General features: G+C 31.5%; 16 protein-coding genes. 2 read left to right on the plus strand and 14 right to left on the minus strand.

Features of this window, described 5'->3' with window-relative positions; all coding sequences use genetic code 11:
• Nucleotides 1-4: 4 nt before the first annotated feature.
• The 13 genes from uvrB to LQ682_RS08850 all read right to left on the minus strand — a co-directional run bounded on the left by uvrB (nt 5) and on the right by LQ682_RS08850 (nt 13,372).
• Nucleotides 5-1,987 carry an excinuclease ABC subunit UvrB gene (uvrB, locus tag LQ682_RS08790; protein WP_017000793.1) on the minus strand — a complete coding sequence of 661 codons (1,983 nt, stop codon included), beginning with the start codon at nt 1,985-1,987 and terminating at the stop codon, nt 5-7.
• A 132-nt stretch (nt 1,988-2,119) separates the two neighbouring features.
• The gene (locus LQ682_RS08795; RefSeq protein ID WP_017000794.1) at nt 2,120-2,350 is read right to left on the minus strand and encodes a CsbA family protein; all 231 of its coding nucleotides are present in this window, start codon (nt 2,348-2,350) and stop codon (nt 2,120-2,122) included.
• An 8-nt stretch (nt 2,351-2,358) separates the two neighbouring features.
• Nucleotides 2,359-3,009, minus strand: coding sequence for a YfbR-like 5'-deoxynucleotidase (locus LQ682_RS08800; RefSeq protein WP_017000795.1), 651 nt, complete (start codon nt 3,007-3,009; stop codon nt 2,359-2,361).
• Between the two features lies 1 nt (nt 3,010).
• Complete coding sequence (locus tag LQ682_RS08805; protein ID WP_064204493.1) at nt 3,011-3,586, minus strand: TlpA family protein disulfide reductase; 576 nt, start codon at nt 3,584-3,586, stop codon at nt 3,011-3,013.
• 121 nt (nt 3,587-3,707) lie between these two features.
• Nucleotides 3,708-4,595: a LysM peptidoglycan-binding domain-containing protein gene (locus LQ682_RS08810; RefSeq protein WP_239724116.1), complete on the minus strand. Its 888-nt coding sequence runs from the start codon at nt 4,593-4,595 to the stop codon at nt 3,708-3,710.
• Nucleotides 4,596-4,962: 367 nt separating this feature from the next.
• Nucleotides 4,963-5,286: a cytochrome c551 gene (gene cccB, locus LQ682_RS08815; protein WP_070044915.1), complete on the minus strand. Its 324-nt coding sequence runs from the start codon at nt 5,284-5,286 to the stop codon at nt 4,963-4,965.
• A gap of 171 nt (nt 5,287-5,457) precedes the next feature.
• Nucleotides 5,458-6,571, minus strand: a protein-coding gene (prfB, locus tag LQ682_RS08820; protein ID WP_103268613.1) for a peptide chain release factor 2 whose coding sequence is annotated in 2 segments (ribosomal slippage) — nt 5,458-6,498 and nt 6,500-6,571 — 1,113 coding nt in all. Because the reading frame shifts where the segments join, the coding sequence is not laid out codon by codon here.
• A 12-nt stretch (nt 6,572-6,583) separates the two neighbouring features.
• On the minus strand, nt 6,584-9,115 hold the full coding sequence (gene secA / locus LQ682_RS08825; RefSeq protein ID WP_239706053.1) for a preprotein translocase subunit SecA: 2,532 nt from the start codon (nt 9,113-9,115) through the stop codon (nt 6,584-6,586).
• A gap of 167 nt (nt 9,116-9,282) precedes the next feature.
• On the minus strand, nt 9,283-9,846 hold the full coding sequence (gene hpf / locus LQ682_RS08830; RefSeq protein ID WP_017000801.1) for a ribosome hibernation-promoting factor, HPF/YfiA family: 564 nt from the start codon (nt 9,844-9,846) through the stop codon (nt 9,283-9,285).
• A 66-nt stretch (nt 9,847-9,912) separates the two neighbouring features.
• The gene (locus LQ682_RS08835) at nt 9,913-10,437 is read right to left on the minus strand and encodes a ComF family protein (protein ID WP_218688215.1); all 525 of its coding nucleotides are present in this window, start codon (nt 10,435-10,437) and stop codon (nt 9,913-9,915) included.
• Nucleotides 10,438-10,574: 137 nt separating this feature from the next.
• Nucleotides 10,575-11,861, minus strand: a complete 1,287-nt coding sequence (locus tag LQ682_RS08840) for a DEAD/DEAH box helicase family protein (protein ID WP_147641235.1) — start codon at nt 11,859-11,861, stop codon at nt 10,575-10,577.
• A 54-nt stretch (nt 11,862-11,915) separates the two neighbouring features.
• Nucleotides 11,916-12,779, minus strand: a complete 864-nt coding sequence (fakB1, locus tag LQ682_RS08845) for a fatty acid kinase binding subunit FakB1 (protein WP_016998594.1) — start codon at nt 12,777-12,779, stop codon at nt 11,916-11,918.
• A gap of 74 nt (nt 12,780-12,853) precedes the next feature.
• The gene (locus tag LQ682_RS08850) at nt 12,854-13,372 is read right to left on the minus strand and encodes a hypothetical protein (protein WP_103268616.1); all 519 of its coding nucleotides are present in this window, start codon (nt 13,370-13,372) and stop codon (nt 12,854-12,856) included.
• 81 nt (nt 13,373-13,453) lie between these two features.
• Here LQ682_RS08850 and LQ682_RS08855 point away from each other — a divergent pair, with 81 nt between their 5' ends.
• Complete coding sequence (locus LQ682_RS08855) at nt 13,454-14,104, plus strand: YigZ family protein (RefSeq protein WP_064210873.1); 651 nt, start codon at nt 13,454-13,456, stop codon at nt 14,102-14,104.
• Nucleotides 14,105-14,106: 2 nt separating this feature from the next.
• On the opposite strand, the gene LQ682_RS08860 is transcribed toward LQ682_RS08855, so the two are convergent.
• On the minus strand, nt 14,107-15,162 hold the full coding sequence (locus LQ682_RS08860; protein WP_016998597.1) for a glycosyltransferase family 4 protein: 1,056 nt from the start codon (nt 15,160-15,162) through the stop codon (nt 14,107-14,109).
• Nucleotides 15,163-15,420: 258 nt separating this feature from the next.
• Between LQ682_RS08860 and gdpS the strand changes: the two genes are divergently transcribed.
• Nucleotides 15,421-16,491 (plus strand): GGDEF domain-containing protein GdpS, encoded by a 1,071-nt coding sequence (gdpS, locus tag LQ682_RS08865; RefSeq protein WP_239724118.1) that lies wholly within the window; start codon nt 15,421-15,423, stop codon nt 16,489-16,491.
• The last annotated feature ends 71 nt before the right edge of the window (nt 16,492-16,562 follow it).

Below are 16,562 nucleotides of genomic sequence, written 5' to 3' on the forward strand. Positions count from 1 at the left end.
TCAGTCACCTTTCTGCTTTTAATTCAAACAATATGTCTCTTAATTCAGATGCACGTTCGAAGTCTAAATCTTTCGCAGCATCTTTCATTTCGTTCTCTACGCGCTCAATTGTTTTCTCTCTTTCTTTCTTCGTGAGTTTCTTAGGTGCTTTTTTCTTGTCTTGTTCGTTAACTTCATCTGTTTCAACTGTAGCAGATATGACATCGCGTATTTTCTTATTAATTGTTTGTGGCGTAATATTATATTTTTCGTTATATGCTTCTTGTGTTTCTCTACGTCTATTTGTTTCATCAATAGCTGTTCTCATAGAATCAGTAATTTTGTCAGCATACATAATGACTTTACCTTTATCGTTACGTGCAGCACGACCTGCTGTTTGGATGAGTGACCGTTCTGATCTTAAGAAACCTTCTTTATCAGCATCTAAAATTGTAACAAGCGACACTTCAGGGATATCTAAACCTTCTCTTAGTAAGTTAATACCCACTAACACATCATAAACACCCATTCTTAAGTCTCTAATAATTTCAATTCTTTCGAGTGTTTTAATTTCAGAATGTAAGTAGTTTACTTTGACTCCTGCTTCTTTTAAATAAGTTGTTAAATCTTCACTCATTTTTTTCGTAAGCGTTGTGATAAGAACACGCTCATTTTGTTCAACACGTTCGTTTATTTCTGACATTAAATCATCGATTTGATTTTTACTAGGTCTTACTTCTATGATTGGATCTAACAAACCAGTTGGTCGTATAATTTGTTCAACCATTTCATCTGTATGCTCAATTTCAAATGGACCAGGCGTAGCTGAAACATACACAAGTTGTTTCGTTTTCTCTTCAAATTCTTCAAATTTAAGAGGCCTATTATCTAAAGCACTTGGCAGTCTAAAGCCATGTTCAACAAGTACATTCTTTCTAGCTTGGTCACCATTATACATACCTCTAATTTGTGGTAATGTAACATGAGATTCATCAACCATAACTAACCAATCATCACCAAAATAATCTAATAATGTATATGGAGTAGAGCCTTTAGGACGTAACGTTAAGTGAACTGAGTAGTTCTCAATCCCTGAACAAAATCCCATTTCTCTCATCATTTCTAAATCATAGTTTGTTCTTTGTTCTAAACGTTGTGCTTCTAATAATTTATTTTCTTTACGCAATTCTTCTAAACGTTCTTTTAATTCTTGTTCAATTCGTTCAATTGCAACTTTCATTTTTTCTTCACGTGTTACGAAGTGGGAAGCTGGATAAAATAGGAAATGTTCTCTTTCTGCTATAACTTCTCCAGTTAAATAATTCACTTCTCTAATTCTATCTATTTCATCACCAAAAAATTCGACTCTTACACATAGCTCATCACGAGATGCTGGGAATATTTCAACAACATCCCCTCTAACTCTAAATGTACCACGTCTAAAATCGATATCATTTCTAGCATATTGGTTATCTACTAATTTTCTTAATAATTCATTTCTTTCCATTTCCATGCCCTTACGTACACTCACTACTAAATCCTTATATTCTTCTGGATTTCCTAAACCGTAAATACAACTCACACTCGCAATAACAATAACGTCATTACGTTCAAACAATGAACTTGTAGCTGAATGGCGCAATTTATCTATTTCATCATTGATAGATGCATCTTTTTCTATGAAAGTATCTGTTTGAGGCACATATGCTTCAGGTTGATAATAGTCATAATAACTTACAAAGTATTCAACACGATTTTCAGGGAAAAACTCTTTAAATTCACTATATAATTGCCCGGCTAACGTTTTATTATGAGCAATAATCAATGTCGGTTTACCAACTTCTTTAATTACATTACTCATCGTAAATGTCTTACCAGTACCAGTAGCACCTAATAATGTTTGGTGTCTTTTACCGTCTTTAATACCCTTTACAAGAGATTTAATTGCTTCAGGTTGATCGCCTTGCGGAGAGTATTCAGAATGTATTTCAAAAGGAATATGTTGCATAGTAACCTCCTAATTTTCTCAAATATATAAATATATTTTAACAAATTTTTGTAAAAATAACCAAACATTTGTTCGTTCTAAGTTTATAAAAATACAAATAAGAGGAAAAATCACATTGATTTATCCTCTTATCTATCTTGATTCAATTTTATCTATTTTAAGTGCGTCCACGATATAATAACCAGCGACTAGACTGATAACATCTAACACAATAATCAACTCATCATGAAAGAACCCTTTGTAAACTGATGCACCGATAATAACTGTTGCAATCAGTAATCCAATCCATTTATTTTGAGTGATTTGTGTCAAAACTATAACCAGTAAACAAGGGAGGAACAATGCTAGAATTGGCCAAATCATTCAATTCGTTAACTCCTTTTTGTTTCACGTTTTTCAAGAATTGTCATTGTCGTTTCTTTTAATTCAGAACGTGGAATAAATTTTTCTTGTAACATTTCCGGTATAATATTTTGAATAAAATCTTGTACTGATGATAAATGATCGAATTGCATAATTGTTTCTAATGAGCTTTCGTAAATTTCAAAAAACAAAGGTTCAGGGTTTCGTTTTTGAATTTCTCCAAAAGATTCATAAAGCAAGTCAATTTTATCAGCAACACTGAGTATTTGTCCTTCTATACTATCATCTTTACCCTCTTGTAGTCTATGTCTATATATACTTTGATATTCTTCAGGAAATTCTTCTGTTATAAACTTTTCTATCATTTCTTCTTCAACTTGAGAAAATAATTTTTTCAATTCATACGAAGCATATTTTACAGGTGTTTTAATATCACCAGTGAATATTTCGGGATAATCGTGGTTTAATGCTTTCTCATATACAAGCTTCCAATTAATTTCTTGGCCATTTGCTTCTTCAACTGTAGCTAAATATTGTGCTATTTTAGTTACTTTAAAAGAATGTGCTGCCACATTATGGTCTTGAAATTTGAATTTTCCAGGACATCTTACTAATTTCTCTAAATCTGTTAAACTTTTAAAATATTGGTGTACCCCCAAATTAATGTTCCTCCTTTAATTGTAAGACTAAGTTATTTAGTGTTTTTTCGGACAATTCTCCTAAATATACTTTTTCTACTTTCCCTTCTTTATTCACGAAAAGTGTTGTTGGTATATTATAAGATTTAAACTTTTTCAAAAAGTCTTCTTCTGCTACATATATATCATAATTTACATGAACGTCATCAATAAGTTGTTGTGCTGGTTTTCTTTTATCTTTAACATTTAAACCTATCAGTTCCACATCTTTATTGGAATGCTTAGCGTATTTAACAAGCTCGGGCATTTCTCTCTTACAAGGATCGCACCATGAAGCAAATAAATTAATAACTGTAATTTCATTTTTAGAAGTTACTTTTTTTAATTCAGTTGGTTCAAGTTTATCAAAAGTTCTCACTTTTTCATCATTAACATTTAAACCAGTTGCAGGATGACTATTTTGAAAAGTTTGTTCGCCCTGTTGTTCTTGAAATTGTTCTTTATTTTGAAACTTATTTACGTCTATCACTTTATATATACTTATTCCTATAATACTCATTAAAATTAATACTAGTATGATTTTTAACCATTTTTTCATTACTTCAAACCTCTTCAGCTTAATTTACATTTATTATATCAACTAAAGTTATAAAAAAAAGCAAATAGTTTAAATTCATAATTGAATTAACTACTTGCTTGTACATGTTTAACTAAAATGACTAATGTATATAGTTGTATGCTTTAGCTGCAGAAGCTGAAATTGTTCGTGAAGAAACAACTCCTACACCTTGATAGTTCATCTCTGATACTTGTAGAGAACCATCAGAGTTAACATTTTCAACGTATGCTACATGACCGTAGCCACCAGCTGTAGATTGTAATATAGCGCCTGCTGAAGGAGTATTGTTAACTGTATAACCAGATTGTGCAGCTGCATTAGCCCAGTTGTTAGCATTTCCCCAAGTGCTTCCAATATCAGGTCGTTTACTAAATGCATAGTAAGTACATTGACCTGAAGTATATAAATTAGCCCCGCCACCTGATGATGGTCTGCTATACGATACTGCATTAGTTGGCGATTCATTATTAAACGTTGGTAAAGCGTATGCTTGGTAGTCTTCAGTATTATACTCACTACCAGTTGAAGTTTGCTCAAATACATATCTTAATAAGCTTTCTTCTTGAGCTGATGCTTCAGGTGCGTTAATTGAAACAGTAGTTGGTTCTGCAGTAGCTTCATCGCCAGATAATTGAGCGTCTGCTGATACTAATAATGGTTTACCAACTAAAATAATATCTGATGACAAGTTATTCCATTCTTTTAATTCTGATACAGTTACGTCAAATTTTTTAGAGATTTTATTGAGTGTATCGCCTTCTTGTATAACATAAACGTCATCTTTTAATACTTTTATATTTTGTCCTACTGAAACTTCAGTAGAAATTTTATTTAATTCTTTAAGATTTGAAATAGAAGTCCCATATTCTTGTGCGATAGTTGCTAATGTTTCACCTTCTTTAACTTCATGCTCTGCAGCAAAAGCTGTTGTTTGTACTAAAGATGTTAAAGCTGTAACAGATGCAAACGTAACTAATGTCTTCTTCATGATGGTTAAATCCTCCTGAGATTTATATGTTTTTATTTATATTTATATTAATTTGAGTTTCCCTCAACTATTACTGGAAATATAATATCATAAAATCATCGCACAAATTCCTTTGTTACATATTCGTAATATAAACGTTACCTTTCTATAATTTAAATTAAAAATATCTATAAAGTTTATTATGACAGTCTTAATAGCTAGTATTAAATAATATTCATAATATAATATCGTCAGAAAAAATCATTGTCGATGGAGAATTTATCCAAAAACCATTTACCAATTCTTATTTCATTAAAATACAATGTAACAATTATAAAAAAAAGAAAAATACAGAGTTATAAGTTTTCGTAACTTATAACTCTGTATTTTATTTTTGTTCTGCTAACCATTTTGCTACTTCTTTAGCTTCTTTTTCATCAACTACTTTACTCGGCATACTACCTTTACCTTCATTGATAATTTTCTCTATATCTTGTTCTGATAGTTTAGAACCTACATTTTTCAATGATGGACCAGAAGCACCTTCTAAGTCTTTACCGTGACAGCCGACACAAGAATTATTTTTAAAAATCTTTTCCCCCTGAGAGCTATATTCTTCAGATTTACTTTCGTCCGATGAAGAATTTCCACATCCAGCAAACACTAATGAAGAAGCCGCAACGATTGAAATAATGCCCATTTTAAATCTCATGTTTTACACCCCATATTAATATATAATCACATTAATATTTTACCATGATTGTGTTTATTTTAAAACGATATTGTGTATCTTTTCACAAAACCTTAACTATTATGTTCATCAAAAAAATCAGGTGAATTTCTTGTTATTTAAGAATTTCACCTGATTTTTGTTTACTTTATTTTATGATTGCTCGTTTAATTGACTACGTAAATATGCATCTATAAACGGATCAATTTCTCCGTCCATTACTGCACTTGTATTTCCTGTTTCTTCATTGGTTCTATGATCTTTAACCATCGCATATGGATGGAATACGTAAGAACGTATTTGACTTCCCCACCCAATTTCTTTCTGCTCACCTCTTATTTCATTTAAAGCAGCAGCTTGTTCTTCTAATTCTCTTTGATAAAGTTTAGCTTTTAACATTTTCATTGCTTGCTCTCTGTTTTTAATTTGAGAACGCTCATTTTGACAAGTAACAACGATGCCTGTTGGTTGGTGTGTAATACGCACCGCTGAATCAGTAGTATTAACGTGCTGTCCACCTGCACCGGATGCTCTATAAGTGTCTACTGATATATCTTCAGAATTAACTTCGATTTCAATTTTTTCATTATTAAATTCTGGTGTAACTTCACAAGAAACAAATGATGTATGTCTTCTTCCCGAAGAATCAAATGGAGAAATACGTACTAATCTATGAACACCTTTTTCAGCTCTTAAATAGCCATAAGCATTGTGCCCTTTAATTAATAAAGTTACACTTTTAATTCCTGCTTCATCACCATTTTGGTAATCTAATGTCTCAACTTTAAAGCCTTTATGTTCAGCGAATCGTTGATACATTCTGAGTAACATAGAACCCCAATCTTGAGATTCTGTTCCGCCAGCACCAGGATGTAATTCTAATATCGCATTATTCTCGTCATGCTCTCCATTTAATAATAGATTCAATTCAAATTGTTCTATATCTTTATTAATTGTTTTTAAGTCAGACTCTAAAGCTTTATGCATATCTTCGTTATATTCTTCTTGTAGTAATTCAATCGTTGTATACAAATCTTCAATTTGATTTTCTAAATTATAAAAATCATTTACAACTGACTTGAGTGCATTATTTTTATTAATAATTTCTTGTGCTTTATTCTGATCATCCCAAAAAGAAGGATCAACCATCATTTCTTCATATTCTTGTATGTTTGTCTCTTTATTTTCTAAGTCAAAGAGACCCCCTGATGTTTAATAATTTTTCATTATGCTTATTTAAAATCTGTTTAATTTCCGTTAATTCCATAATTTAACTCCTTTACGCTTTACCGTGACAATTTTTATATTTTTTGCCGCTTCCACAAGGACAAGGGTCATTTCGACCTACTTGTTCATCTTTAACAATCGGTTTAGGTTTTACTTTTTCTTTACCGTCGTTTGCTCCAACGTGTTTAGCTTCACCAATTTCAACTTGTTGACGTTCTACTTGTTCACCGCGGTCAATTGTAGCTTTTAAAATATACTTACTTACTTCGTCTTCAATGTCACTTAACATTGTTTCAAATAATTCTAAACCTTCATTTTGATATTCACGCAATGGATTTATTTGACCATAAGATCTCAAGTGAATACCTGTACGTAATTGATCCATCGTATCGATATGATCTGTCCATTTACGGTCTATCGTTCTTAATACAATCATACGTTCAAATTCAGACATTTGATCTCCGAATTCTTCTTGTTGATGTTTATATTGGTCTTTAATTTTCTCAAGTACAATTTCTTGGATATCTTCATAGTCTCTTCCACGTATATCATCTGCTTTAATTACACCAGGTTGTAGATAAGAATCTTCGATATATTGAACAAGTGCTTCATAATCAATATCATCTTCATTAGCAGATAAATGATAGTTTATACCACGTTCAAGAGAAGATTTAATCATACCTTTAACGATATTTTCGACATTATCATTTTCAATAATATCATTACGTTCACCGTATATAATTTCACGTTGTTGTCTTAAGACATCATCATATTCTAATAGACGTTTACGAGCATCAAAGTTATTACCTTCAACACGTTTTTGAGCAGACTCTACCGCTCTTGAAACCATTTTTGATTCAATAGGTGTATCATCATTCATACCTAGTCTGCCCATCAATGATTGCATGCGTTCAGAGCCGAATCTCACCATTAATTCATCTTGTAACGATAAATAGAATCTACTTTTACCAACGTCACCTTGACGTCCAGAACGACCTCTTAATTGGTCATCAATACGTCTAGATTCATGTCTTTCTGTACCGATAACTGCTAGTCCACCTAATTCTATAACGCCTTCGCCTAGTTTAATGTCTGTACCACGACCAGCCATGTTTGTCGCGATTGTAACAGCGCCTTTTTCACCAGCGCTTTGAATAATTTCCGCTTCACGTTCATGGTTTTTCGCGTTTAAAACATCATGTCTTACGCCTTTTTTCTTCAGTAAGTTCGAGATATATTCACTCGTTTCAACCGCTACTGTACCTAATAGTACTGGTTGACCTTTTTTGTATAATTCGATGACATCTCTAACTACAGCATCAAACTTACCTTTTTGAGACGCAAATATCATATCTGCTTCATCTTTACGTTGAATAGGTCTATTAGTAGGAATTTGAGTTACAGTCATATTATAAATGTTTCTAAATTCTTCTTCTTCCGTCTTAGCAGTACCTGTCATACCAGATAATTTATTGTACATTCTAAAGAAGTTTTGGAATGTAATAGAAGCCATTGTTTTAGACTCATTTTGAATTTCTAATCCTTCCTTAGCTTCAATAGCTTGATGCAATCCATCTGAGAAACGACGGCCCGGCATTGTACGACCAGTAAATTGGTCAACAATCATTATTTCACCGTCTTCAACAACATAGTCCTTGTCTTTAAACATCGTACGATTTGCTTTTAATGCAATGTTGATATGATGCATTAAGTTTACATTTTTAACATCGAACAAGTTATCTATTTTAAACATGCGTTCTGCTTTATCAATACCTTGTTCAGTTAACGTAATCGCTTTTGTCTTTTCATCATACGTAAAGTCATCTTCATCTTTTAACATTTTAACGAAAACATTTGCTTGAGTATAAAGTGTCGTAGATTTTTCTGCTTCACCAGATATGATTAACGGTGTTCTCGCTTCGTCAATTAAAATAGAGTCGACTTCATCGATAATCGCAAAGTTTAATGGTCTCATTACGCGGTCATCTTTGTATGTGACCATGTTATCTCTTAAATAGTCAAAGCCTAATTCATTATTCGTACTATACGTAATATCTGCAGCATATGCCGCTCTTTTTTCTTCTGTACTTAAAGAATTTAAATTCAAGCCTACAGATAAACCTAAGAAGTTGTATAGTTTTGCCATTTCTTCACTTTGGAAACTAGATAAATATTCGTTTACTGTAACAACATGTACCCCTCTGCCACTCAGAGCATTTAAATATACAGGCATTGTTGCTGTTAACGTTTTACCTTCACCAGTTTTCATTTCTGATATATTACCACGATGAATTGCAATACCACCCATAACTTGTACTTTAAATGGTGTCATGCTAAATACACGTGTAGAAGCTTCTCTTACGATTGCATATGCTTCTGGAAGTATTTTATCTAAATACTTTTCTTGTTTTTTATAATCTTCTATCTCTGCTAATTCTTTTTGGTATTGTACTGTCTTTTCTCTTAATTGGTCATCTGTTAGTTTTGCAATTTCGTCTTCAAAACCGATGACTTGATCTGCTAATTTTGCAAGTGATTTTACAACTCGCTTATTACCATCAGCTAATTTTGATAAAAAACCCATTTTGTTCTCTCCTTCAACTAGGAAACTAGTAATCTTACAACAATATATCATAACACTTTTATTTTTATTTTTATACTATTTAAGATTACCACCTCTTTTAACGAAAAGCTATTATTACACAAAGAAAACTGACACAGAAGTTCTGCATCAGTTTTCGGTTTATTCATTTATTGTATTGATGTTTCAATTAAACCATATTTACCGTCTTTACGTTTGTAAACTATACTTGTTCCATCTGTTTCTGCATCTGTGAAGATGTAGAAATCATGACCTAGTAGATTCATTTGTAAAACAGCTTCTTCAGAATCCATAGGTTTCAATGCGAACTGTTTAGAACGAATAATTTCTATTTCACTATCGCTTTCTTCGTTTTCCTCCGGATAACCAGGTTCAGTAGTAGCGAATATGTCTTTTTCTCGTCCTTTATCACGATACTTTCTGTTTACTTTTGTTTTGTACTTACGCACTTGTCTTTCTAATTTGTTAGTTATTAAGTCGATTCCAGCATATAAATCATCATGTTTTTCTTCAGCTCTTAAAGTAACTTCTTTCAACGGAATTGTTACTTCAACTTTACTACTTGAATCCTGATAAGTTTTAATTTTAACATGAGCTATCGCTTCTGGGACATTTGTAAAGTAACGTTCTAATTTACCTACTTTGTCCTCAATATAATTTCTTATCGGATCAGTCACTGTGATGTTTTCACCATGAATTTCAAATCTGATCATAAAGCACCGACTCCTTTAATGCGCTATTCTCTTTGTGTTTCTTCCTACTATTATTTTACCATTATTTTATCCTCTTGCAAATGTTAAGGTATCTAGTTTTCTGATTTTTCTAACAAATAAATGCTCGGCCATTTGATGTAATGTTAGACCCGTCGTATAGATATCATCTACTAGTAATATTTTTTTATTTTCTAAGTTTATTTCGTCGATTAATTTAAATGGATTATTTTGTTCTGACCTTTCTTTTTTCGACAAGCAAGCTTGTTTTTTTCGTTCTTCTGTTTGAAATAGTTGTGTATAAGGTATGTTTTGTTTATCTAATACGTACGCAACATGATCGAAAGTTCTATTTCTTAGTTTATTATCATTAATAGGTGCTGGCACGATTAAATCATAATTTTTAATTATCTTTCTAGGTATTTGAAATATTTCGTACAAAGCTAAATCTCCAGAAAATTTATATTGATGCATCAATGTTTTAATGAAAGTTTGATAATCATAAAGTGTATGTAGTTGATTAATTAATTTATAACTTTGAGATAACCACATACAATCTAAACATTCATGTTCATCTTCTGATAATATTTTCAAACATTTTGTACATCTTCGTACATTATGATTGAACGTCAAATTTAACCGGCAAGATTGGCATATGTTTTGAGATTGATTAAATAAATTCAATAAATTTATCGATTCATTTATTGAATTTTGACAGATTAAGCATTTTTTCACTTTAACCATCCTCTTTCTTTAGCAAGTTTATTCATGCTCATAATTTCTTTTCTTGCTAAGTCCATTTCTTTAGTTATCCCTTTGTTGTAACATATTACGTTTCCTGTCGGATTAGAAGTCTTTCTACCGACTCTTCCTGCAATTTGAATAATAGCACTTGAAGTAAACATATCTGTTCGAATAATTACAACATCCAATGCTGGTAACGTAACACCTCTCTCTAAAATAGTCGTTGTAAACATGATATCAACTTCGTTATTTCTTAAACGACTAACTTTCTCATGTCTTTCTGGATCTTGACTCGATACACATTCAATCTTTGAAAAGTACTGCGTATATAGTTTGAATACAGATTCCATATAATTAATATCGTGGAAAAATACAAATATTTTTCTATTTTCATTAACTTGTCTTTTTAAAAATTTTAGTAATTTATGATTTATTTTTGTTGTCTTAACAATATTATAATGAAATTCTGGTACAGGTAGAGGGTGTCCGTGATAGCGTGCAGGTAAAGTTATTATTTGATGTTCTTTGAAAAGTGAACGCAGTTGTTTGTTAGGAGTAGCAGTTAAATAAATATGACTAGATTGTATACGAGTTGCTTTACTTATCGTTGTCATTAACTGATTGTCCATTTCTAAAGGAAATGCATCAACCTCGTCAACGATTACCACATCAAAATGTTGATAATATCTCATCAACTGATGAACTGTAGATACAATAAAGGTACTGTCAAATTTAGCAAACTGTCCTTCATATAATAAATCTAGTTGTTCATCAACAAAAGCCTGTTTCAACCTTAAATATACTTCTTTAACAACATCTACTCTTGGAGAGACAACAGCCACGTTATAACCTTTACGTCTTGCTTTAGAAATACCTTCAAAAATCATTTCTGTCTTTCCTGCACCTGTAACTGCGTGCAATAGCAATGGGGAATGTGACAAGATAGCTTCACTAACCTTTTGAGAAGCTAGTTCTTGTTGAGGACTTAATTTAAAATCTAGTTTAAAGTATCCGGATGTCTCTTCTCTGTGACTTTCTATCACGTATATATTTTTACAACTTTGAACTTCACCAAGTTGAATACAACTTCTACAATAAATAGTTTCTTTATTACAGTGGTAACAATAATAATGATAGAACATCCTTTGATCAGTATTTGTACATTGATTACATTTATACTTATCATTAACGATTGTAACCCCTGGTAAAGTTTTTAAAATTTTTTCATCAGTAATGTCACTTAAATCATGACAAATACGGCCATAATATTTCATATTACCTCCAATAAAAAAGCACAAAAAGCATATGCTTTTTGTGCTGACATTATATTATTTTGTTAAATCGATTGGTGTTGTTGTATAGCCTACACCTAAAGAGCCTTCTCCTAAATGTGTTCCGATGACAGGACCAAAGTAACTAATAATTACATTTGCTTTTGGAAACTTTTCTTCTAGTTGTTTCTTCCAAGCAAGTGCGCCTTCTTCATCATTGGCATGTATAACACAGATTGAAACTTCCGAAGACTGGTCTATTTCTTTAGCAATTTGTTCTTCGATTCGTTTCATTGCTCTTTTTTTCGTTCTAACCTTCTCATAAGGGACAATTTTAGTATCAACAAAATGAAGTATAGGTTTCACCTGTAACATTGTGCCTACTAAAGCTTGAGCGCCATTAAGACGTCCGCCCTTTTTAAGGTTGTTTAAATCATCAACTATAAAGTATGCATTTGCTGCTTGCTTCATTTCTTCTAATTGCTTTAAAATGCTTTCAAGCGGCACATTCTCTCGAATAAGTTGACTAGCTTTCAACGTGTAAAAGCCTTGAACCATACAAGATATTTCTGAGTCAAATGGATGTACTTTTATACCTTCAACCATAGAGTTTGCAGTAATAGCACCTTGGTAAGCACCGCTAATACCACTGGATAGATGAATTGCAATCACATCTGTATATCCTTCTCTTTCCAATTCTTCTAATAACGCTACATAGTCTCCAATTGTAGGTTGAGAAGTAGTTGGTAATTGTGTTTCATTTCTCATTCTTTTATAAAAATCTTCCGTATTTAAATCTATTAATTCTCTGTATGTTTCATCTTTAAAAATCACATTTAAAGGGATTATTTTAATTTGATATTCATCAATATAAGCCTGATCTAAATATGCTGTCGAATCCGTTATTACAGCAATTTTCATAAAATTTTTCCTCCTAGATTCTCTTCCATAAACATCATATCTAATAAACAGATATTTGAAAAGTACTTTATCTATTAAATTGCTGCTTGTGCCATTTTAGAATACTTATAAGTGTTATCTTTCTTAACAAGTGTTACGACTTCATTAAATGATTTTTTTTCATCATCTCCACCACTTTTCGGGTGAGCTGTAGTATCTACATTATAAAACACAACAACCTTATCTTTATCTTTTTCTAAAAATTTAATATTAGAAATTTTTTTATCAAACTTATAATCTTTAAGCGTATCTTGTAAAACTGACTTTTCTTCTTTAACATCTAACTGTTTTGAATCATGATCTATCGTATCAATATACTTATCTACATTACCTTCGTTTAAAGATTCCCTATTTTTCTCAATCGCATCTTTAACAGCTTTCTCTGTATCTTTATCTACCTCAATTGTTTCTTTCGGATTGCCTTTATCATCTAATAATACACCTTGGCTATCGTCTTTATCCTTCGTTTCTTGTTTAGGTTCATCTTTAGAACCACACGCCGCTAATATTAAAGTCAAAGCTATGCATAAAAATATTAATTTATTCTTCTTCAATTGATACAATCCTTTCCCGTCTAATTTCAATAGTATATAATATATCGTAACAGATAACGATGTAAAGGGAGAAGTTTTAACATGGCTGAAGGACTAATTACTATAAAAGCACCACATGAAACTGAAATAATAATAAATAAATCTAGATTTATAGCGAGTATTCACCCGGCCGAAACAGAAGAAGAAGCTAAAGCATTCATACAGCAAAAGAAAAAAGAACATCATTCAGCGACTCATAACTGCTCAAGTTACGTCATCGGACCAACTATGCTCACACAAAAAGCCAATGATGACGGAGAGCCTTCTGGAACTGCTGGTGTACCAATGCTCGAAGTATTAAAAAAGCAACAATTACATAATGTAGTTGTTGTGGTTACCCGTTACTTTGGTGGCATAAAACTTGGTGCCGGAGGACTTATCAGAGCTTACGGAAGTGCAGTAAGCCAAGTGATTAATGAAATCGGTCGTATCATTTTACTTGAAGCTATACCGTTTGAAGTCACTTTAGATTATGATCAAACGGGTCGTTTTGAATATGAATTACAACAAACAGAATATATGCTTGTTGATACAGCCTACACTGATAAAGTGAAATATACGATACACGTGATTGCCTCAGAAGAAGAAAACTTTATGAATTTCTTAGATGAAATTAATCAAGGAAAATACGAATTAAATAGAGAAGAAACTATTGCCTTACCGTTTCCATATAACAAAGAAGAAGAACGCTAAATTTAGCGTTCTTCTTTATATTTAGACCGTGTTAATAAATTGAGTATAGGTCTGTAATTAGGATGTATTAAACCTGTAAATTCTACGATTAATTCAATTGTAATTAAAATCATAATAAACATCATCAATACACCGTATGGCGGTGATAAGTATAGTATGACACTAGATATGCTAAACAATATAGCAATCATATAGATTAATACTACTGTCTGTCTATGTGTATAGCCTAAATCCAATAACTTATGATGTAAATGTGATTTATCTGCCTGTACTATGGATTGCTTATTATGTAATCTTCGAATTATAGCAAACAACATGTCTATAAATGGTACTGCTAAAATAACCATCGGGAAAAATAGTGATATTAATGTAATGTTTTTAAAACCTAATAGTGATAAAACACCAATAATATAACCTAACAACAATGCACCACTATCTCCAAGGAATATTTTTGCTGGATGCGAATTGAAAACTAAAAATCCTAATAACGAACCAATTAACACGCTACATATCATCATTATGAAAATATTTTGTTGTAATATGGCAATAAATCCAATCGTTACAAGCGCAATACACGAAATACCTGAAGCTAGACCATCTAATCCATCTATTAAATTAATTGCATTCATAACTGCGACTACCCAAAATATAGTCATAGGTATACTAAATATGCCGAATTCTATAACAATTCCAAAAGGTAATGTTATAAAGTCTAATGTAACACCATTTAATACAACTATAAGTGAAACTGCTATTTGTCCTGCAAGTTTCACCAGTGGTTTCATATCGTATAAATCATCGACTAAACCAATTAAATAAATAACAATTGCGCCTAATATAATAGGTATTATTTCATGTTCAACTGGTTTGCCCCACCATAACCCGATAAGAAAAGATAGCAAAATAACTGTTCCGCCCAATACTGAAACTGGTTTAGTATGTACTTTTCTTACATTAGGCATATCAACAGCACCTATTTTTTTAGAAAGTACAATTACTAAAGGTGTAAGTATTAAGCTCACAATCATCGTTAATAATATTAATTGCAAAGTAAACATGGATTCACCTTCATCTTATAATTGAAGAATAATGTTAATAAAACATTTCTTTAAGAATATCAAAATTTCAGCTCACATGCTATAAAAACCACTGCATCCCATATATTCCCAATTGTTTCAGTAGTAAATATTCCGCTTTTAATTCCTAGAAGCTGTGAAAAATGAAACTTTTTTTCCGAAAATACTTGTTATATCGTGACAAACGTCATCTAATAGATTACAATATCATATGGCTTATAAAATGAAGGATGGTGCTATATGATACAAGCAATTATATTTAATATTTCTGTAACTATTGCGTCTTTTTATCTATACCATCGCATCCAATATAGTGAAACTAGAACCGTAAAATTTTCACAAAATTATATCACCATTCTAATGACTGGTGTTTCGATATTGTTAATATCCAACCCTATTCAATATCATGATTATGTTATCACGTTAAGCTTTATCCCGTTATTGTTCTTAGGTAGATTTACAAATTTATTTTATACCTCATTCAGTGCAGTCATCATTTTGCTAGTAGATATGTTTATATTCAACACACCATTTTTAGATGACTTACATCTACTCATAATAGCAGTAGTAGTAGGTATGATTGGTCCATTTCTTAAACAAAGTGATTTTGTTAGCATACAATTATTATATTTAATCAGTATCCTTATTATTGTTATTACTTTGATATTCTTAAACCCTGATTCATGGTTGAATGAATGGTTGTTTCTTGTACCAATTTCCTTTATCCTTAGTATTATTAGTGCGAGTGTTTATCGCGATATATGGATTCTTAAAAATCTTATTTCCCGTTATAAAAATGAAGAATCAGTCGATTATTTAACTGGATTAGGAAACGTAAAAGAATTCGATAGATATTTAAATAGAACAACTGAACTCGTTACTGAACAACAACAATCTATGGCATTGTTGTTAATTGATATAGATGGATTTAAAGATGTAAATGATGAATATTCTCATACGGCTGGTGATGCAGTACTCAAACAGATGTCCCAATTACTCATTAATTACTTGCCTAAAGACGTAAAAGCATTCCGTAACGGAGGAGAAGAATTTTCTATTATATTGATTGATGAATCATTAGATAGTGCGATTAAGTTAGCCGAAAGTATTAGAGATAGTGTGCAACAATCAACGTTCCATTTACCTAACAAAGACACAATAAAACTTTCTGTCTCCATAGGGGTCGGCTATTTAACAGAAGAGGATAATAAATCTAAAAGACGTGTATTTAAAGACGCGGATGATATGTTACATGAAGCGAAATTACAAGGTCAAAACAAAGTAATGTTCAATCCAATTATTAAATTATAAACTAAACATAGAATTGCCTATTGCAATTCTATGTTTTTTGTTGAATTGTTGTTATATAAGGATTATATTTT

The organism is Mammaliicoccus sp. A-M4, assembly GCF_022386955.1.
Classification (GTDB): Bacteria; Bacillota; Bacilli; order Staphylococcales; family Staphylococcaceae; genus Mammaliicoccus; species Mammaliicoccus lentus.

Coding starts and splice junctions, on each gene's coding strand:
- uvrB (WP_017000793.1), bottom strand. CDS start 1,987: ATGCAACATATTCCTTTTGAAATACATTCTGAATACTCTCCGCAAGGC.
- LQ682_RS08805 (WP_064204493.1), bottom strand. CDS start 3,586: ATGAAAAAATGGTTAAAAATCATACTAGTATTAATTTTAATGAGTATT.
- secA (WP_239706053.1), bottom strand. CDS start 9,115: ATGGGTTTTTTATCAAAATTAGCTGATGGTAATAAGCGAGTTGTAAAA.
- LQ682_RS08860 (WP_016998597.1), bottom strand. CDS start 15,162: ATGTTTACTTTGCAATTAATATTATTAACGATGATTGTGAGCTTAATA.
- fakB1 (WP_016998594.1), bottom strand. CDS start 12,779: ATGAAAATTGCTGTAATAACGGATTCGACAGCATATTTAGATCAGGCT.
- cccB (WP_070044915.1), bottom strand. CDS start 5,286: ATGAGATTTAAAATGGGCATTATTTCAATCGTTGCGGCTTCTTCATTA.
- LQ682_RS08840 (WP_147641235.1), bottom strand. CDS start 11,861: ATGAAATATTATGGCCGTATTTGTCATGATTTAAGTGACATTACTGAT.
- hpf (WP_017000801.1), bottom strand. CDS start 9,846: ATGATCAGATTTGAAATTCATGGTGAAAACATCACAGTGACTGATCCG.
- LQ682_RS08855 (WP_064210873.1), top strand. CDS start 13,454: ATGGCTGAAGGACTAATTACTATAAAAGCACCACATGAAACTGAAATA.
- LQ682_RS08795 (WP_017000794.1), bottom strand. CDS start 2,350: ATGATTTGGCCAATTCTAGCATTGTTCCTCCCTTGTTTACTGGTTATA.
- gdpS (WP_239724118.1), top strand. CDS start 15,421: ATGATACAAGCAATTATATTTAATATTTCTGTAACTATTGCGTCTTTT.
- LQ682_RS08810 (WP_239724116.1), bottom strand. CDS start 4,595: ATGAAGAAGACATTAGTTACGTTTGCATCTGTTACAGCTTTAACATCT.